The sequence below is a fragment of the Serratia plymuthica NBRC 102599 genome (assembly GCF_001590925.1).
Classification (GTDB): domain Bacteria; phylum Pseudomonadota; class Gammaproteobacteria; order Enterobacterales; family Enterobacteriaceae; genus Serratia; species Serratia plymuthica.
Genome location: NZ_BCTU01000014.1, coordinates 42111 through 60022, shown reverse-complemented (window position 1 = coordinate 60022; position 17912 = coordinate 42111). Strand labels below are relative to the sequence as shown.

The 17912-nt window shown below is 55.7% G+C and carries 16 protein-coding genes; 9 read left to right on the top strand and 7 right to left on the bottom strand.

Annotated features, from left to right (window positions below):
* Positions 1-5 precede the first annotated feature (5 nt).
* The 4 genes from SPL01S_RS10665 to pcaC all read left to right on the top strand — a co-directional run bounded on the left by SPL01S_RS10665 (position 6) and on the right by pcaC (position 4449).
* Positions 6-1361 (top strand): MFS transporter, encoded by a 1356-nt coding sequence (locus SPL01S_RS10665; protein ID WP_063199549.1) that lies wholly within the window; start codon positions 6-8, stop codon positions 1359-1361.
* A 17-nt stretch (positions 1362-1378) separates the two neighbouring features.
* Positions 1379-2557 (top strand): 4-hydroxybenzoate 3-monooxygenase, encoded by a 1179-nt coding sequence (locus SPL01S_RS10660; RefSeq protein ID WP_063199546.1) that lies wholly within the window; start codon positions 1379-1381, stop codon positions 2555-2557.
* A 145-nt stretch (positions 2558-2702) separates the two neighbouring features.
* Entirely contained in the window at positions 2703-4067 is a 1365-nt protein-coding gene (locus SPL01S_RS10655) for a 3-carboxy-cis,cis-muconate cycloisomerase (protein WP_063199543.1), read from the top strand.
* Positions 4060-4449, top strand: a complete 390-nt coding sequence (gene pcaC / locus SPL01S_RS10650) for a 4-carboxymuconolactone decarboxylase (protein WP_063199540.1) — start codon at positions 4060-4062, stop codon at positions 4447-4449. Before SPL01S_RS10655 ends, pcaC begins: the two co-directional genes overlap by 8 nt.
* Here the strand turns inward: pcaC and SPL01S_RS10645 are convergent.
* From SPL01S_RS10645 to pcaH, 3 genes are all read right to left on the bottom strand, one after another.
* Positions 4446-5381: a LysR substrate-binding domain-containing protein gene (locus SPL01S_RS10645; protein ID WP_063199537.1), complete on the bottom strand. Its 936-nt coding sequence runs from the start codon at positions 5379-5381 to the stop codon at positions 4446-4448. The genes pcaC and SPL01S_RS10645 overlap by 4 nt on opposite strands.
* A gap of 98 nt (positions 5382-5479) precedes the next feature.
* Positions 5480-6103: a protocatechuate 3,4-dioxygenase subunit alpha gene (gene pcaG, locus SPL01S_RS10640; RefSeq protein ID WP_063199534.1), complete on the bottom strand. Its 624-nt coding sequence runs from the start codon at positions 6101-6103 to the stop codon at positions 5480-5482.
* Positions 6103-6831 carry a protocatechuate 3,4-dioxygenase subunit beta gene (gene pcaH, locus SPL01S_RS10635; protein WP_063199531.1) on the bottom strand — a complete coding sequence of 243 codons (729 nt, stop codon included), beginning with the start codon at positions 6829-6831 and terminating at the stop codon, positions 6103-6105. The genes pcaG and pcaH overlap by 1 nt, the downstream gene beginning before the upstream one ends.
* 321 nt (positions 6832-7152) lie before the next feature.
* Here pcaH and SPL01S_RS10630 point away from each other — a divergent pair, with 321 nt between their 5' ends.
* Entirely contained in the window at positions 7153-7845 is a 693-nt protein-coding gene (locus tag SPL01S_RS10630; protein ID WP_063199528.1) for a hypothetical protein, read from the top strand.
* A 562-nt stretch (positions 7846-8407) separates the two neighbouring features.
* Here SPL01S_RS10630 and SPL01S_RS10620 read toward each other — a convergent pair.
* From SPL01S_RS10620 to SPL01S_RS10605, 4 genes are all read right to left on the bottom strand, one after another.
* The gene (locus tag SPL01S_RS10620; protein ID WP_004944739.1) at positions 8408-9844 is read right to left on the bottom strand and encodes a 6-phospho-beta-glucosidase; all 1437 of its coding nucleotides are present in this window, start codon (positions 9842-9844) and stop codon (positions 8408-8410) included.
* 136 nt (positions 9845-9980) lie between these two features.
* On the bottom strand, positions 9981-10715 hold the full coding sequence (locus SPL01S_RS10615; RefSeq protein ID WP_062870900.1) for a MurR/RpiR family transcriptional regulator: 735 nt from the start codon (positions 10713-10715) through the stop codon (positions 9981-9983).
* Positions 10716-10803: 88 nt separating this feature from the next.
* Positions 10804-12111 (bottom strand): MFS transporter, encoded by a 1308-nt coding sequence (locus tag SPL01S_RS10610; protein ID WP_063199525.1) that lies wholly within the window; start codon positions 12109-12111, stop codon positions 10804-10806.
* A 126-nt stretch (positions 12112-12237) separates the two neighbouring features.
* Positions 12238-13188 (bottom strand): 2-hydroxyacid dehydrogenase, encoded by a 951-nt coding sequence (locus SPL01S_RS10605; protein ID WP_063199781.1) that lies wholly within the window; start codon positions 13186-13188, stop codon positions 12238-12240.
* A 349-nt stretch (positions 13189-13537) separates the two neighbouring features.
* Here SPL01S_RS10605 and SPL01S_RS10600 point away from each other — a divergent pair, with 349 nt between their 5' ends.
* The 4 genes from SPL01S_RS10600 (at position 13538) to SPL01S_RS10585 (ending at position 17864) form a co-directional block, all read left to right on the top strand.
* Positions 13538-13978, top strand: a complete 441-nt coding sequence (locus tag SPL01S_RS10600) for a rhodanese-like domain-containing protein (protein ID WP_174523957.1) — start codon at positions 13538-13540, stop codon at positions 13976-13978.
* A gap of 53 nt (positions 13979-14031) precedes the next feature.
* Positions 14032-14985, top strand: a complete 954-nt coding sequence (gene epsC, locus SPL01S_RS10595) for a serine O-acetyltransferase EpsC (protein WP_063199520.1) — start codon at positions 14032-14034, stop codon at positions 14983-14985.
* Positions 14986-15127: 142 nt separating this feature from the next.
* The gene (locus SPL01S_RS10590) at positions 15128-16060 is read left to right on the top strand and encodes a family 2A encapsulin nanocompartment shell protein (RefSeq protein WP_004944722.1); all 933 of its coding nucleotides are present in this window, start codon (positions 15128-15130) and stop codon (positions 16058-16060) included.
* Entirely contained in the window at positions 16035-17864 is a 1830-nt protein-coding gene (locus SPL01S_RS10585) for a family 2A encapsulin nanocompartment cargo protein cysteine desulfurase (protein WP_063199517.1), read from the top strand. The genes SPL01S_RS10590 and SPL01S_RS10585 overlap by 26 nt, the downstream gene beginning before the upstream one ends.
* Positions 17865-17912 lie beyond the last annotated feature (48 nt).

Sequence of the window (17912 nt, the reverse complement as noted above, 5' to 3'; positions counted from 1 at the left end):
CGCCAATGTCCGATCAGAACACTTTAGAGATTCAGTCGTTTATCAATGACAAACCCTTTTCCCGTTATCAGTGGATGATCCTGATACTGTGTTTTTTAACGGTGGCGCTGGACGGATTCGATACTGCGATCATAGGTTTTATCGCCACTTCGCTGGTGCAGGACTGGGGGATTGAGAAGACCTCGCTGGGGCCGGTTATGAGTGCCGCACTGGTGGGGCTGGCGGTGGGCGCGCTGACCGCCGGGCCGCTGGCGGACCGCATTGGCCGCAAAAAGGTGCTGGTGATGTCGCTGATCCTGTTTGGCGGTTTCAGCCTGCTGACGGCGTTTGCCACCTCGCTACCCATGTTGACGTTGCTGCGTTTTTTAACCGGACTGGGCCTGGGGGCGGCGATGCCGAATGCCGCCACCCTGATGTCGGAATATGCGCCCGAACGTAAACGTGCGCTGCTGGTGAACCTGATGTTCTGCGGCTTCCCGCTCGGTTCCTCCATGGGCGGTTTCGTTTCCGCCTGGTTGATCCCGCACTTTGGCTGGCAGAGCGTGATGGTGCTGGGCGGCGTAATGCCGCTGCTGCTGGCGGTAGTGTTAATTGTCGCCCTGCCGGAATCCGCTCGTTTCATGGTGGTGCGCGGTTACCCCCGCGAACGCATCGCTGCGGTGCTCAAGCGTATAGCACCGGTCAATTTGTCGGAATCGCTGCGCTTTACCCTGAGTGAAAGTGGCCAGGTGAAGGCGAAATCGGCGCTGGGCGTGATTTTCTCCCAACGCTATCTGATGGGCACGTTGATGCTGTGTCTGACCTACTTTATGGGCCTGATGATTTTCTATCTGCTGACCAGTTGGTTGCCGCTGCTGATCCGCGAAACCGGCGCCTCCATCCGCCAGGCTTCGCTGATTACCGCACTGTTTCCTTTGGGCGGCGGCATTGGCGTGCTGATCATCGGCTGGCTGATGGACCGAATGAACCCCCATAAGGTGGTGGCGGTAGGGTATCTGCTGACCGGGCTGTTTGTCTGCGCGATTGGTTACGTTTATACCCATCCGGTGCTGATGGCGGTGACGGTATTTATCGCCGGTACCTGCATGAACGGTGCGCAGTCCTCAATGCCGGCGTTGGCCGCCGGTTTTTATCCGACCCAGGGGCGGGCGACCGGCGTGGCCTGGATGCTGGGGTTGGGGCGCTTCGGCGGCATCCTTGGCGCCATGAGCGGCGGGGTGTTGATGCAAATGCAGCTGTCGTTCAGCACCATTTTCACTCTGCTGGCCATTCCCGCATTGGTTGCCGCAGTGGCATTGATGATCAAACACTTTTCCACCCGAACGCCGGTGCTGCCCGGCTCGCTCAACAAAGCGCTGTAAAGTGTAAGGAGATAAGCATGCGTACACAGGTCGCCATTATCGGCGCCGGCCCCGCCGGATTGATGTTATCGCACCTGCTGCATCTGCAGGGTATTGAGTCCGTGGTGCTGGAGACGCGCAGCCAACAGGCGGTGGAATCCACTATTCGTGCCGGGGTGCTCGAGCAGGGCACGGTAGATTTACTGAACCAAACCGGGCTCGGCGAACGGATGCGCAGAGAAGGCGTGCAGCACCACGGCATTCGGCTGGCGTTTGGCGGGCAACAGCACAGGATAGACCTCACCGAGCTCACTGACCGGGCGATCACCGTTTATGCCCAGCACGAGGTGTTGAAGGATATGATCGCCGTACGGCAAGCGGCGCAGGCCCAGCTCTATTTTGAGGTTGAGCAGGTGTCATTACAGGCGCTAGACAGCGAACGGCCGCAGGTTCACTACCGCCACGCCGGCGAACAGCGGCAACTAAGCTGCGATTTCGTTATCGGTTGCGACGGATTTCACGGTATCAGCCGGGCGGCGATGCCCGGAGGGTTGCGCCAGGATTACACCCGGACCTATCCCTTCGGCTGGTTCGGCATTCTGGTGGAGGCGCCGCCTTCCAGTGATGAGTTAATTTACGCCCGACACGCACGCGGCTTTGCACTGATCAGCACCCGGTCGGCAGGCGTGCAGCGGATGTATTTCCAGTGCGATCCGGCGGAAAACGTCGATCAATGGTCGGACGATCGCATCTGGAACGAACTGGAAACCCGGCTGGAAAATCACGACGGCTGGTCGCTGAAAAAAGGCCGTATTTTCCAGAAAAACGTGGTTGGCATGCGCAGCTTTGTCACTGAACCCATGCGCTGCAAGCGCCTGCTGCTGGCGGGGGATGCGGCGCATATCGTGCCGCCGACCGGGGCGAAGGGGTTAAACCTGGCGATGGCGGACGTCTGCCTGCTGTCACAAGCGTTGGAGACGTTTTATCTGCGCAAAAGCTGGCGGCGGCTGGACAGCTACAGCGACGATGCCCTCAAGCGGGTATGGCGCGCCGAGCATTTTTCCTGGTGGATGACCAACATGCTGCATACCCATCCTGACGGCAGCCCATTCCAGCAGAGGCTGCAGCTGTCGGAACTGCAATATACGGTCAAGTCTCGCAGTGCCATGACCGTACTGGCGGAAAATTACGTTGGCTCACCTTTTCAGATGAGCTGACCCCAACCGGGATCACAAAAAACACAACCGGCAGCAGAAAGATGTTCAATGTTTCGATTATCGCCCAAAGTAGCGTTTATCGCTCTTGCGCCCTGCCTTGGGTCGCGCCATCATCGGAAAAAGCCCCTTTTAGGTCGGAGAATTTATGGAATTACTGACGCCGTTGTTGCGGTCTTCAGCGGTTAGCGAATGTTTCAGCGATACCGCCACCCTGCAGGGCATGCTGGATTTCGAAGCCGCGCTGGCCACCGCGCAGGCCGGGTTGGGGATCATTCCGCCAGACGCCGCACAACACATCGCCGCCTGTTGCCACAGTCATTTAATAGACAGCGCCGCGCTGGCGCAGGCGGCGGCGCAGGCCGGCAATCTGGCGATCCCGCTGGTAAAGCAACTCACGGCGTTGGTCGCGCAGCGCGATGCCGGTGCCGCACGCTTTGTTCACTGGGGAGCGACCAGTCAGGACGCTATCGACAGCGGTTTGATGCTGCAACTGCGGCAGGCTATCACCCTCACGCAAGAGGATCTGAACCGGTTGATAGCGGCGCTGGTACAACAAATTACTCTGCATCAGGATTGCGTGCTGGTTGGGCGCACCTGGATGCAACACGCGCTGCCGACCACGCTGGGGTTAAAGTTGGCCGGTACGCTGGATGCTTTGCTGCGTTACCGGCAGCGGCTCGATGAAATGCGCTCGCGGGTGCTGGCGCTGCAACTGGGCGGCGCGGCGGGGACGTTGGCGTCATTGGGTGAAGAAGGTGATCTGCTGGCGACCGCATTGGCCGTGCGGTTGCAACTGAGCGCGGCGGATACGCCCTGGCACAGCCAGCGCGATCGGCTGCTGGAGATTGCCGGCTGGTACGCCGGTTTAACCGGCACGCTGGGCAAACTGGCGCGAGACATCTCTTTGCTGATGCAAACCGAAGTGGCGGAGGTCGCCGAACCGGCGGCAGAAGGGCGCGGTGGTTCCTCCACCATGCCACATAAGCGCAATCCGGTGGCCTGCGCGGTGATCCTCGCGGCGGCCAACCGGGTTCCGGCGCTGGTCGGCGGGTTGCATGCCGCGATGGTGCAGGAACATGAACGTGGCCTGGGCGGCTGGCACGCCGAGTGGGAAAGCTTGCCAGAGTTGGTGATGTTGGCGGCGGGCGCATTGCACACGGCGGGCGATCTGATCGCCGGTTTGCAGGTGTTCCCGCAGCAGATGCAACATAACCTGAAGTTAACCGGTGGGTTGATCATGGCCGAAGCCGTGACGATGGCGTTGGGCGAAGCTATCGGCCGCCAGCAGGCGCATCAGCTGATTGAAAAACAGTGCCATCTGGCGCTGGCGCAGCAACGGACGTTGCTCGACGTATTGCTGGAAGACAGTACGGTAATGGCCCATTTAACCCCGCAGCGGCTGGCGGTGTTGCTGGATCCGCAGCATTACCTCGGCAGCGCGCAGACATTTACTCAACGGGTGCTGGAACAGGCATCCCGGTTAACCGCAGGAGCAAAACGATATGAATGATGAGCAACGTTATCAGCAGGGTATGGAGGTGCGGCGGGCCGTGCTGGGGGATGCCCACGTTGATCGCAGTCTTGACCGGCTCAGCCCGTTAAACGAGGAATTTCAGCATTTTATCAGCCGCTACGCCTGGGGGGAGATCTGGACCCGGCCGGGGCTGGCGCGCCACACCCGCAGCTTGATCACCATTTCCATGTTGATCGCCCTTAACCGCGAAGCCGAGCTGCGCATGCACCTGAAAGCGGCAGCAAATAATGGCGTGACCCGCGAGGAAATCAAAGAAGTATTGATGCAAAGCGCGCTGTACTGCGGCCTGCCGGCGGCAAACTCGGCATTCCATCTGGCGGAAGAGGTGTTCGCCGAACAGGATAGCGAGGCGAGCTAAGCGGAACCTTTGGCGTTGGCAACGCGGCGCACGGTGGCGATAAACGCCAGCGCCGCTTCACTGAGTTCGCCGTCATTACGGCTCAAAATGCCCACCGTTTCCTCCATGCCCTGAGTGGGCAGCGGCAGGGGGATAAGCTGCCCGGCGGCGATATCGGCTTTAACTGCGCTGGAAGGCACAAACCACACATAGTCAAATTGCAACGTCATCTGGCGCGCCAAAGAGGCCGACAGCGTTTCGATATACTGGCCTGGCAGGCTGAACCCCTGGGTAGATAACAGGTTCTCGGTATTGTGGCGCGGCACCGTGCCTTTGGGCGACAAAATGGCCGGGTAGCTCAGCGCCTGCTCGAGAGTGATGGTCTCGCTCAACAGAGGGTGCCCAGGGCGTGTCACCATCAGCAACGATTCCAGCAGCAACAGTTCGAAGGCAATCCCACTCATCATTTCCGGTTCGGCCATGCGGCCAATCGCCACGTCAATGTCGCCTGCTTTGAGCTGCGTCAGCAGTTCGGTATTTTTGGCGGTGATCACCTGAATACGCGAATAAGGGTGCGCCTGCTGATACTGGCCTATCGACTGCGGCAGCATGCCCAGCGCGGTGGTCGGCAATGCGCCGATACGCAGCACCCGCGCCGGTGCGTCGTCCAGTCTGTCCAGCGCGTGCCCGGCGGCGGTCAGCGCCTCCAGCACCCGCGTGGCATACCCCAAAAACTGTTCGCCTTGTTCGGTCAAGCGGGTTCCCTGTCGGCTGCGTACCAGCAGGCGATTACCGGTCAAGGCTTCCAGTTCACTCAGCGTTTTCGACAGTGCCGGTTGGCTCAGACTCAGTTTGTCGGCAGCGCGGCTCAGTGAGCGCTCCTGTGCAACCGCGACAAACCCGTTGATGTGGCGCAAGCGCATGCGCTGCATAAATAAATTGGCTTTTTTCATGCCCCAGTGTAGGGAGTTTTCCCCTGCGGCAACAAGTGACGGCGGCCGCATATTTGCACTGGCGTGCAGATTTTTTGCGGCCGCGGCGGTGGCAGGAACTACAGGTCGAAGAACACCGTTTCGCGATCGCCCTGAATAACAATGTCAAAACGATACACCAGTTCGTCGCCACGGCGCTCGGAGTGAGCAATCAGCGTTTTGCGGCGTACCTCCAGTTCGATCAGATTCAGCACCGGATCTTGCCGGTTGGCGGCATCTTCGTCGGCAAAATACATCCGGGTATGCAGCCCAAGATTGATGCCGCGCGCGACGATCCACAGATTAACGTGCGGTGCCATCAGGCGGCCGTCACGTCCGCAAACTGCGCCGGGTTTGATGGTTTCAAAGCGATAGTGGCCGGTTTCAAAATCCGAACAACTGCGGCCCCAACCGCGAAAAGCGCTGTCCAGCGGCTTCTCGTGCTGTTGATCACCCGGGTGGTTGTAGCGGCCGTGCGCATTGGCCTGCCAGATTTCCAGCAGCACATCACGGATCGGCGAACCGCTGCCGTCAAACACTCGGCCTTCTAGGGTGATACGTTCGCCCTGGGTTTCCGGCTGGGTCAGAACGTGATTAAAGTTGTTTTCAAAGATGTCGAAGCCGGCGGCAAAGGGGGCCAGGCCGATGTGCACATAAGGCCCGGCGGTTTGCGACGGCGTTTCCGGCAGATACTGTTGCGGCATTATGCTTTCCCCTGCAGACGGTTTTCAAACAGCGTAGCGCGGTGGCCACGCAGCACCAGATCGAAGCGGTAAGCCAGGCTGTCCAATTGAATCGAGGCGGTTTTATCCAACCCGGCGATCAGCGAGCGCACCGCATCGTCATTTTTGATGGCGCGTACGATTGGGCAACTGGCAATCAGCGGATCGCCCTCAAAGTACATTTGGGTGATCAGCCGCTGGGCGAAGGCGTCGCCGGACAACGAGAAATGAATATGGGCGGGGCGCCAGTCGTTGACCTGGTTGCGCCACGGATAGGGTCCGGGCTTGATGGTACGGAAGAAGTAATAGCCGTTATCGTCGGTCAGCATGCGGCCGCAACCGCCGAAATTAGGGTCTATCGGTGCCAGATACTGATCCTTTTTATGGCGGTAACGCCCGCCGGCGTTGGCCTGCCACACTTCTACCAGCGCATTGCGCAACGGCAGGCCGTTTTCGTCGCGCACATAGCCGTGCACGATAATACGCTCGCCGATAGGCAGACCCTGTTTGGCGTAATTAAGGATGAGATCGTTATCCAGCGCCCCCAATTCATGCTGGCCGAACACCGGGCCGGTGATTTCTGATAGCGAATTTTGCAGCGAGATCAATGCGTTCTTCGGCGAGCGCAGCACGCTGGTTTTATATTCCGGCACCAGCGCCGGCGGGTGCCGATCGTAGTTGCGATGGTACAGTTCATTTATCTGGCTCATGCGGAAATCCTCATGGCATAGGCAGGATACAAAGGGCTGATCTGTTTTGTTGTTATGTCAGCGCGAAGGGGAGAAACCCTGTCCCCACACTGAGTCTACGCAAGCCGAAGTGTTACGATAAAGTGACATTTAGTGGCTTTTTACATAACCTGAGGTTATGTAATGAGAGAAAATAAATGCGATATTCTGCAGAGGTAAAGGAAGCTGGATGTCGGTCACGGTTGTCTACTTCACTTGTTGACATTTCGTTTTCGGTCACTGATATTTCAATTTCGATAGTTATTATTATCGGTGTATTTTAATCAAAAAGGGATCTCATGGATGAGTAAGCGCGAAGATATTCTGGATATATCCAGATTTGGTTCCGAAAAAGTAATTCGTCATGGACTTGTTTATTCAGAAATATTGGGTTGGATTGACATGGGCCATGCTCGAGGTGATGACGTACGTGCTCTTATGGCCAGTTTTTCCACTGGCGAATCAAATGGTAAACCCTATTACCAAGTGCGTTATGAACAAAAAATGGCGTTCAGCCGGTTTGCAACTGGGCGTTTTAACGTTTGGCAGATAAAAAAAGGCAGAACACCAGCTGAAAGACGAAGCATAGCTTTGGCTATGATGATGAGCACTGCTGTTGCATTCGAAAACTGGCAATCAATGCCTTTTTTTAGCTGGTATACTGACAGTGGGTTCAGTGGTGAAGATCTTATTTCTGATTTATTCGGTTTTTACCGGGTTAATTTCCCTCGTATATATTGGGGGGAGTTGAAGATTGTTTGCAAAGAATCTGCGCTTCGCCGATGGGATCACTATGGACCTATCGGACGTTATAAAAACACTGGGTTTTTACCACTTCTATTCCCTGATCCTGCGGAAAAATTCACCTGCCACAAACCTTATAAAGGGCAACTCCCTAGATTTATGATGCAAGTTACCCCATATAAATTCACCCCAAATGAAGACATTGTTATTCGTACCAGTAATAAAAGCGGAATAATAAATTCTATTGAGTAATAATAAGGCCAATAAATTGAAGAAAATATTATTTAGCTTTCTGGTCATTTTTATCATTTTTTTTCTTTTCGACTTTAGTATGCAGAAGGTGGCGGAGGAAAAAGATGGGTATACAAAGTCAAATGTATGGGCATATTATCTATATACGGACAAAGATATCAGATCTGCGCCAAAAGGGGATGTGTCGTATTATTTTACATTTATAGCCCAGGATGGTGGTCAATCAAGAGAAAGTAGTATTATCTACAGTGATAACGCAATTTTGTCAGATGTCAAAAAACATCTAATCACTTTAGGGTACAAAGTATCATCGCATGATGGGTCGTCTGAAAAATGGACGAGGAAAGATGAAGTTTTACCTTATTTCTATATATCCATAGATAAGGACAATCATACACTGACTTTAAGTAAAGTCAGTTTTAGATGATTATTCAGGGGTAAAGGCTATCTGTATATTTTAAAGACCATCTGAAAAAGGGACAACTAACTACACAAAACCCCAATAAAAATGAGCCACATTGCTGTGGCTCATTCGCGTTTTCATAAGAAAAAACCGTGATTTTTAAAGCTGCTCGCCGTTGCTGGCGATCACGTTGCGGTACCAATCAAAGCTCTTTTTGCGCGAACGCTCGAGAGTACCGGTGCCGTCGTCATGCTTGTCGACGTAGATAAATCCGTAACGCTTGCCGTACTCACCGGTAGTGAAGGACACGCAGTCGATACAGCCCCAAGGGGTGTAACCGATCAGATCTACGCCGTCTTCGATCACCGCTTTCTTCATCTGTTCGATATGCGCGCTCAGGTAGTCGATGCGGTAGTCGTCGTTGATTTGGCCGTCGGCTTCTACTTTGTCAAAGGCGCCAAAACCGTTCTCAACGATAAACAGCGGTTTCTGGTAGCGTTCATACAACACGTTCAGCGAATAACGCAGCCCAACCGGGTCAATCTGCCAGCCCCAGTCGGAGGCTTTAACGTACGGGTTCGGCACGTTGCCCGGGAAGCCGAACATGGCGTCGCTGCTGCTTGGCGCATCCGCCTGCAAAGCATTGCTCATGTAGTAGCTGAAACCGATGTAGTCCGCGCAACCTTCGCGCAGGGTTTGCTCGTCCTGCGGCTGCATTTCAATCTGGAACCCCTTGCGCTGCCAGTCGCGTAGCAGGTAAGACGGGTAGTAACCGCGCACCTGTACGTCGGTGAACAGGTAGCGCTGGTGCATCGCCTCGACGCTGTACATGACGTCTTCCGGCTTGCAGGAGAACGGATAGAAGGGCACGCAGGCCAGCATGCAGCCGATCTTGAACTCCGGGTTAATCTGGTGACCGAGTTTCACTACCTGCGCACTGGCGACGAACTGATGGTGCAATACCTGGTAAAGCGTTTGCTCCGGATTTTGTTCTTCGCCGTACACCACACCCGAGCAACAGTAACCAAACAGCGGATACTGGTAGTTACTCTGGTTGTTGATCTCGTTAAAGGTCATCCAGTATTTCACTTTGTGCTGATAGCGGCGCAGCACCACTTCGCTGAAACGCACGAAGAAATCCACCACCTGACGGTTTTTCCAGCCGCCGTATTCCTTCACCAGGTGATAAGGCATTTCAAAGTGGGACAGGGTGATCACCGGCTGAATGTTGTATTTCAGCAGTTCATCAAACAGATCGTCGTAGAATTGCAGGCCGGCTTCGTTCGGCTCCAGCTCATCCCCTTTAGGGAAGATGCGCGTCCAGGCTATTGAGGTGCGGAAGCATTTGAAGCCCATTTCGGCAAACAGCGCCACGTCCTGCTTATAGCGGCCGTAGAAATCCACAGCTTCGTGGTTAGGGTAGCTATAACCTTCCAATACGCCATCGGTCATCACGCGATCCACGCCGTGCGAGCCGCCCGACAGCACGTCGGCAATGCTTGGGCCTTTACCGCCCTGATCCCAACCGCCTTCAACCTGGTGCGCGGCGACGGCGCCCCCCCACAGAAAATCTTTCGGTAACTGTTGCTGTTTCATTGTTGGATTCTCATTCGTTTATTAATGAAAGGCTATTTTGTTAGCGTCTGAGAATAGAGTAGCAAGCTGGAATTAAAAGTCACGATATAACAAATTAGCGCTTCGGTAACTTGTCACATTAAAAAAACAGGCTGTTTTATTTTGCAGAGTTAATATTCCCCAGCCGCTTGCCGATGGTTTCAATAATGTAAATGACCGGGATCTGGGTGGTGATATTATGTTGGCCGGCAATGAGCTGTTGGGGGACGTGGTAGGAGAGGTTGAAGTCCGCAATTTTTGCCAGCGACGAGGTTTCGTTGTTGGTGATGCTGACAATTTTGCAGTGATGCAGGCTGAACTGGCTGGCGAGACGCAGGATCTCTTCGGTTTCGCCGGAGACCGAAAGCATAATTGCCACCGCGCTTTTATACATATCGCTGTTGATCGGGTAATAAGGATCGTCAATATGGGTGCTGAATTTCCCGACGTTGGAAAAGAAACGTGCACCGTATCTGCCCAACGCGCCCGAGGTGCTTACGCCGACGAAAATAATGCGTTCCGCCGCGGCGATATGCTGCACCGCCTGATCGATTTGCTGATTAAACTCGTCGTTGTTGATGCTTTTAAAAAAGCTGATGATTTCGCTGGTGCCAAAATCCATCGGCACCACTTCCGCCTGTTCCAGATACAGCTTGAAACGAATACGGAATTCGGAATATCCCTCGCACCCCATTTTCTTGCAAAAGCGCAACACGGTGGTGGTAGACACCCCGGCGGCCTCGGCCAGTTCGCGGATCGTCATGTACATCACCGGGTTCTTGTTTTTGATGACGTAGTTATAAACCATCATTTCCAGCGCGTTGAGTTCGGCGATTGCTTTATGGGTAAACATAGACTTATCCGGCTAGTGGCAACAGAGCGTAATCAGCGGGCTAACATAGCAAATTTTGCCGTAGCCCGCTCGTGGTTTCCGTTGCTTTTCAGGCGCGTTTGGCCTTTTCCAGCAGGGCGTCATGTGCCGGTTCGGACCCGGTCAGATCGCACTCCTTCGGCAGCCGCCAGGCGATAATACCGGCGATAATCAGCGAGACGGCCAGCCCGCAAACGGCGACGTTCTGGCCGTACAGATAAATCATCACGCCCACCAGATAAGGCCCGCAGAAACCGCCCAGATTGCCCAGGCCGTTGATCACGCCGCGTGCGCCGCCGGCCACCTCCGCCGAGGCGATGCGGCCAGGCATCGACCAGAACGGGCTGGTAGCGGCCTTGAGGAAGAATCCGCAGACCACCAGGGCGATATAGGCCGCCACCACGTTATGGCGCAGTACCACCGAAGCCAACAGCGCGGCGGCGAAGCAGAACAGTGAAACCATCACCCACAGGCGGCGCTTGCCGGTTTTGTCGGTGAGTACCGAAATCAGGTAAATCCCCAGCAGCGTGGCGACGAAGGGCAAAATGGCCAGAAATCCGACCGAGGCCATATTGCCGCCGGTGAGATTTTTCAAGATGGTGGGCAGCCACAGGGTGTAGCCGTAATCGCCGGTTTGATAAAAGAAGTTCAGCAGCACCAACTTCATCAACCCTTTATTGCGAAACACATCTCTCAGCGGGGCATTACTGACCGGCTGCGCCTTACTGCGTGCCTGGCGTTCACGCGCCAATTCGGTTATCAGATATTCACGCTCGCGTGCCGGCAACCAACGCGCCTCCTGCGGTCGATCGCTGATCAACAGCCACCAGACGGCCAGCACCAGCAGCGACAGCAACCCTTCGAGAATAAACAGCCAGCGCCAGTCGAGCTGATTGATGATGGCACCCGAGATCGGTGCGGTAAGCATGCCGCCAAGAGGGGCGAACATCATGACGAAAGCGTTGGCGCGCCCCAGCTCTTTCTCCGGGAACCAGTTGCTGATCATGGTCAGCACCACCGGCAGCATACCCCCTTCGGAAATGCCCAGAACAAAGCGCAGCACCAGCAATTGATAGTGATTGGTGACAAATCCGGTGGCCACCGAAACTACCGCCCACGCGCACAAAGACCAGGCGATAAAACGTTTGCCGCTGCCGTTAACCGCGATGCGCCCACCGGGCACCTGCAAAAACAGGTAACCGATAAAGAAAATGCCGCTGGCCAGGCCGGCCATCTGGCTGGTGATGCCCAAATCACTTTCCATTCCGCCGGGCAGCGCAAAACTGATATTAACCCGGTCCATAAAAGAAATAATGCAGGCGATCAGGATCGGGGCAATAACCCGCAGCCAGCGGGTGTTGGGGATTTTATTATCCATAGCGATCTCTCTTTGCGGGCACAGGGTATACCCGTCGCCTTTCAAGCCGCAGCGTTGTTGGCTGCAGCTTGAAATTCATAGGGTATAAATAAGGTTCTGTCGTTCAAAATGAGTAAAACCTGTTAACTATTCGATAGCGTTGGGCAGAGGCTGGTGCCTGAAATAGGCACTGACGTTGGCGAACACAATATCGCTCATCTTTTGTCGGGTTTCGTGCGTGCCGCTGGCGACATGGGGTTGCAGCACCACGTTGTTCATGCCAATCAGCGCGGCGGGCACCCTGGGTTCGTCGGCGTAGACATCCAACCCGGCGCCTGCGATGGCGCCGCTTTGCAGGGCATCGATCAGATCTTGTTCATTAACGATGCTGCCACGGGCAATGTTAATCACCAGCGCGTGCGGCGGCAGAGCATTGAAGATCGTTTTGTCCACCAGGCCGATGCTGTCTTTGCCGCCGGAAATGGCGATAACAAAGAAGTCGCTTTCCCGCGCCAGGGAGAGGGGATCGGGGAAGTAAGCATAGGGTAATGCGCCATCCTGTTGGTGGCTGGCGTATTGAATATGCATGTTGAAACCGGCAGCGCGCTGGGCAATGGCGCGGCCGATGTTGCCCATGCCAAAAATGCCGAGGCGCTTGCCGCTGACCTGCACCGACAGGCCCGGCGCTTCCTGCAGCCAGCGGCCTTCACGCACAAAACGGTCGTAGTGGCACAGTTGGCGCGCAGTTGCCAGCAGCAACCCCAGCGCCATATCCGCCACGTCTTCCGTCAGTGCGCCGGAGGTGATGGTGACCGCGATGCCGCGCTGCCGGGTATAACTCAGGTCAATGGCGTCGGTGCCCACGCCGAAAACGGCAATCAGCCCCAGGTTCGGCAGTTGTTCCAGTACCGACGTAGCAACGCCAATATCGCCACGGGTGACCAGTGCGGTGAGGGTTCCGCCATTGGCCGCCAGGAAAGCGGCCGGGTCGGCCTGTTCGTAGAGACGGTGCACGACAAAGTTGGCCTCAAGGCGGGCAAGCAGGTTGTCCATTAGCGGGGCGATCAACAATACGTCATTGGGGGTATCGGTCATCATTTTTACCTGTTCAGAAAACACCATGGTTTCGTTGTTGTTATCAAAGCGGTTTTCAGACGGCGGTTTTGCGACAGATATCACGCTGAAGAGTGTTAATAAACTGTGTTACCCGTAATGTGATCGACGGGAGAAAACGGGTAACAGCGCGCTGTAACATAGCCACGCGAAAATCGAAATTCATAAGCCAATAATTGGTTTTCATTAGCCTGATTTTAGCTAAGTCGGGCTAGATGCTTTTACTATAAGCCCTAATGAAAAGTTATTTATTGCTGGTCGGAAAGGGTAATAAATTGAAGTTAATGAACGAAAACAACCCTACTGAAAAATAGAGAATATGCCGGAGGTGAATATGTCCTACGCATCTGCACAAAGGTTTAAAACCCATTCCAACGTGAATGCGGATAACCCAGGCAGGGATAACTACGTCGCCCAAAATACCGCCGCTTTTGAACGCGATCTGACGCCGGAAGCCAGTTGGCAATTAGTCAACAGCGGGGCGGCGGTGTTGGTGGATATCCGCACCCCGGAAGAGCGCAAAACCTTTGGCTACGTTGAGGAATCCGCGCGAGTTCCCTGGTTAACCGGCTCGAACAAAATCCGCAACCCGCGTTTTTTCCTTGAGTTAAGCAAAGTCGTCGACAAACAGCAGCAGGTCATCCTGCTGTGCCAAACCGGCAAACGCTCCGCCGATGCGGTGCTGGGGGCCCTTAAAGCCGGTTATACGCAGGCTTACGGCGTACAAGGCGGGATTGAGGGCGCACGACACTTACCCTGGCTAAAGACAGCCTGACGGCGCTCGAACCGAGTGGGTCATTGGGCGTTATCACATAAACAGAGGGAATTATGACTCGCTTTTCACAGCCGCAAGAAAATACCAACTGGCAACTTGCCGATATCGTTAATGAGCTGCGCTCAGCGCGGCTCTCCTGGCGCGAGCGCAGTGGCCAGGCGTCGCTTTCCGGGCAAAAGGAGCTGCCGTCGAAAAGTGTGGTCAGCGAAATAACCGAATCGCTGCGAGCGATTTTATTCCCGATGCGCTTGGGGCCGGACGATCTGCGCCATGAAAGCGAAGACTACTTCGTTGGTCATACGCTGGACGCGGTGCTGAATGCATTGCTGATTCAGGTGCGCCTTGCTCTGGGGTTTAGCCGTTCTGAGGGCGACGACGCAGAGCTTGGGGACTCGCTCAATGCACAGGCGGTGACGCTGGTGCGGCAGTTCGCCACCGTGTTGCCGGCCATTCGTCGCCGGTTGGACAGCGACATTCTGGCCGCTTATCACGGCGATCCTTCGGCGCGCAGCGTGGACGAGGTGTTACTGTGTTTCCCCGGCGTCAACGCCATTATCCACCACCGGTTGGCGCACTATTTCTATCTCGCGGGCGTTCCTTTGCTGGCGCGCATCATCGCCGAAAAGGCTCACGGTGAAACCGGTATCGATATTCATCCCGGTGCACAAATCGATGACGGCTTTTTTATCGACCACGGCACTGGCGTAGTGATTGGCGAAACCGCCATTATCGGCAAGCGGGTACGCCTCTATCAGGCGGTCACGCTGGGCGCCAAACGCTTTGTCACCGAGGAGTCCGGCATTCTGCAAAAAGGGCAGCCACGCCATCCGATTATTGAAGACGATGTGGTGATCTACGCCGGTGCCACTTTGTTGGGCAGAATTACCATTGGCAAGGGATCGTCCATTGGCGGCAACGTCTGGCTGACGCGCAGCGTCAAACCGGGCAGCAATATTCGCCAGGCAAATATCCAGAGCGACAGTCATGAATTTGGCTCAGGTATTTAATGTGGTGCATTTCAACAATGTTAATAACCCGCAGTGAGGTCTGCGAAACGGAATTAATAAATCGATATTTTATTCAACGCGCTATTTAACCGGTAATTATTAATTATTTATCACCAGCCTATTTTTTTCAGGAGAAACAACCATGTCTCAACACAATGACGCCCGGCTTGCATTAGGGGATAATGCAGCACGGCAATTGGCTAACGCGACAAAAACCGTCCCGCAATTATCCATTATCACACCGCGTTGGTTGGTGCATTTGCTGCAATGGACACCGGTCGAGGCAGGGATATTCCGCCTGAACAAGGTCAAGAACCCGTTAAATGTTCAGGTTGCCTGCTCGCAGCGCGATGAAGGGTTATTACCCCAGACCTATGTGGATTACGAAGAAGCGCCGCGCGAGTATTTTCTCAATGCCGTCACCACCATTCTGGACGTGCATACCCGCGTTTCCGATTTATACAGCAGCCCGCACGATCAGATTCGCGAACAGCTGCGCCTGACCATTGAAACCATTAAAGAGCGCCAGGAAAACGAGCTGATCAATAACCCTGAGTACGGTTTATTGGCCAGCGTCGATGACGCCCAGCGTATTTCAACGCTGACCGGTGCGCCGACGCCGGACGATCTGGACGAACTGATCACCAAAGTATGGAAAGAACCCGGTTTCTTCCTCGCTCATCCGTTAGCCATCGCCGCCTTTGGCCGCGAGTGCACCCGCCGTGGCGTGCCGCCGCCAACCGTCAGTCTGTTCGGTTCGCAGTTTCTCACCTGGCGTGGCTTGCCGCTGATCCCCTCGGACAAGTTGCCCATTGACGAAGAAGGCAAAACCAAAATTATCCTGCTGCGTACCGGGGAAAAACGTCAGGGCGTCATTGGCCTTTACCAGCCGGGCGTCGCCGGTGAGCAAAGCCCGGGGCTGTCGGTGCGCTTTATGGGGATTAACCGCAATGCGATAGCCTCCTACCTAATCTCCCTTTACTGCTCATTGGCGGTTCTGACTGAAGATGCCGTTGCCGTTTTAGACGATGTTGATGTGAGCAAATATCATGACTATCCAGACAGTTACAAGTAATTCATTGCCTCACGAGGCGCAGCCGCCAGCCGGATTGCCGGATGTTAACGCGCTGGCTAACCTGGCTAATCAGATCTTCAGTGCCTTGCCTGGACGTGAAGCTGGTGCAGGGTTGCAACCGGCCGCAGGCGGCGAACGCGCCACGACGGTGTTGCCACAGACCGCTACGCCGGCTCTAGAGCCGGCGCTGGCCACCGATGGCCTGGAGGCGCAAAGGTTGTCCGGTTGGCAGCAGGGCGCAGAGCGGCAGGCCTTTTTGGCTCCGCCAACGCTGCCTCAGCCACGGGATCCGGCGGCGACGGCGGGGTTCTATTTTCTGAGCGAAAATCAGGCCCGGCAAAAACGGTTTTCGCCGGATACCGTGCTGGACGGTCTGGCGAACCAGGCGCTCACCGGTCAGGCTCATCTTAGTGACCAACCCTTTGCAGGGGCGGTCAATGGCGGGCTGGAGTCGGTTATCGGATCGCTGTTTCCTGCCGTCGCCGCACCGGTTAGCGGCGTAGCGCAAGAGGCGACCAGCGGGCAGTATTATTTCCTGGAACAGGGGCAGCCACGGCGAGAAGCCGCACCGCAGCAACGGCCGCGCAGCAGTTTTGATGTGCATGCCGTACGCCGCGACTTTCCCATTCTTGCGGAACGGGTTAACGGCAAACCCCTGGTGTGGCTGGATAACGCCGCCACCACCCATAAACCGCAAGTGGTTATCGATCGGCTGGCGTATTTCTACGCCCATGAAAACTCGAATATCCACCGTGCGGCGCATGAGCTGGCCGCCAGGGCAACGGATGCCTATGAAGGGGCCAGAAACAGCGTTGCTCGTTTTCTGGGGGCCAAATCACCGACGGAAATTATCTTTACCCGAGGCGCAACGGAAGCCATTAACCTGATTGCCAATACCTTTGGCCGGCAACACATCGGCGAAGGCGATGAAATCGTGGTTTCCCAGTTGGAACACCACGCCAACATCGTGCCCTGGCAGCAGCTTGCCGCCAGCGTGGGGGCTAAAATTCGGGTGATCCCGGTGGATGACAGCGGGCAGATTCTGCTGGATGAATACCGCAAGCTCTTGTCGCCGCGTACCCGTTTGGTGTCGATCACCCAGGTATCCAATGCGCTGGGCACGGTGACGCCGGTCGAGCAGGTGATTGCGCTGGCTCATCAGGCCGGCGCACGGGTGTTGGTAGACGGCGCACAGGCGGTATCGCACCTGAAGGTTAACGTGCAGGCGCTGGACGCGGACTTTTACGTGTTCTCCGGCCACAAGGTGTTTGGCCCAACCGGTATCGGCGCGGTGTACGGCAAGGCGGAGCTGCTGGAAACCCTGCCGCCGTGGCAGGGTGGCGGCAATATGATTGCCGATGTCACCTTTGAGAAAACGCTGTACCAGCCGGCACCGGCCAGGTTTGAAGCCGGCACCGGCAACATCGCCGACGCGGTGGGATTGGGGGCGGCGTTGGACTACGTCGAACGCCTGGGGCTCGATAATATCAACCGTTACGAGCATGAATTGCTGGAGTACGCCACCGGGCAGTTGATCCGCATTCCGGGCCTGCGCCTGATTGGCACCGCAGCCAATAAGGCCAGCGTGCTGTCGTTTGTGCTGAGCGGCTACCGTACCGAAGAAGTGGGCAACGCGCTTAACCGTGAAGGCATTGCGGTGCGTTCCGGCCATCACTGCGCCCAACCGATCCTGCGGCGCTTTGGCGTCGAGGCGACGGTGCGGCCATCGCTGGCGTTTTACAATACCTACGAGGAAGTGGATCTGTTGGCGGCAACCTTGCACAAGCTGGCGAAAGGGCGCTAGCAACAAGACATGATAACCCGGCCGGCGCAGAGCACTCTGCGCCGGTTT

Excerpts from the sequence above, each read along its gene's own strand:
- SPL01S_RS10655 (WP_063199543.1), top strand. The coding sequence starts at position 2,703 with ATGGAATTACTGACGCCGTTGTTGCGGTCTTCAGCGGTTAGCGAATGT.
- SPL01S_RS10660 (WP_063199546.1), top strand. The coding sequence starts at position 1,379 with ATGCGTACACAGGTCGCCATTATCGGCGCCGGCCCCGCCGGATTGATG.
- SPL01S_RS10615 (WP_062870900.1), bottom strand. The coding sequence starts at position 10,715 with ATGTTTACCCATAAAGCAATCGCCGAACTCAACGCGCTGGAAATGATG.
- pcaC (WP_063199540.1), top strand. The coding sequence starts at position 4,060 with ATGAATGATGAGCAACGTTATCAGCAGGGTATGGAGGTGCGGCGGGCC.
- SPL01S_RS10665 (WP_063199549.1), top strand. The coding sequence starts at position 6 with ATGTCCGATCAGAACACTTTAGAGATTCAGTCGTTTATCAATGACAAA.
- SPL01S_RS10585 (WP_063199517.1), top strand. The coding sequence starts at position 16,035 with ATGACTATCCAGACAGTTACAAGTAATTCATTGCCTCACGAGGCGCAG.
- SPL01S_RS10590 (WP_004944722.1), top strand. The coding sequence starts at position 15,128 with ATGTCTCAACACAATGACGCCCGGCTTGCATTAGGGGATAATGCAGCA.
- SPL01S_RS10645 (WP_063199537.1), bottom strand. The coding sequence starts at position 5,381 with ATGAAAAAAGCCAATTTATTTATGCAGCGCATGCGCTTGCGCCACATC.
- SPL01S_RS10605 (WP_063199781.1), bottom strand. The coding sequence starts at position 13,188 with ATGATGACCGATACCCCCAATGACGTATTGTTGATCGCCCCGCTAATG.
- SPL01S_RS10610 (WP_063199525.1), bottom strand. The coding sequence starts at position 12,111 with ATGGATAATAAAATCCCCAACACCCGCTGGCTGCGGGTTATTGCCCCG.
- SPL01S_RS10620 (WP_004944739.1), bottom strand. The coding sequence starts at position 9,844 with ATGAAACAGCAACAGTTACCGAAAGATTTTCTGTGGGGGGGCGCCGTC.
- SPL01S_RS10600 (WP_174523957.1), top strand. The coding sequence starts at position 13,538 with ATGTCCTACGCATCTGCACAAAGGTTTAAAACCCATTCCAACGTGAAT.
- pcaH (WP_063199531.1), bottom strand. The coding sequence starts at position 6,831 with ATGAGCCAGATAAATGAACTGTACCATCGCAACTACGATCGGCACCCG.
- pcaG (WP_063199534.1), bottom strand. The coding sequence starts at position 6,103 with ATGCCGCAACAGTATCTGCCGGAAACGCCGTCGCAAACCGCCGGGCCT.
- epsC (WP_063199520.1), top strand. The coding sequence starts at position 14,032 with ATGACTCGCTTTTCACAGCCGCAAGAAAATACCAACTGGCAACTTGCC.
- SPL01S_RS10630 (WP_063199528.1), top strand. The coding sequence starts at position 7,153 with ATGAGTAAGCGCGAAGATATTCTGGATATATCCAGATTTGGTTCCGAA.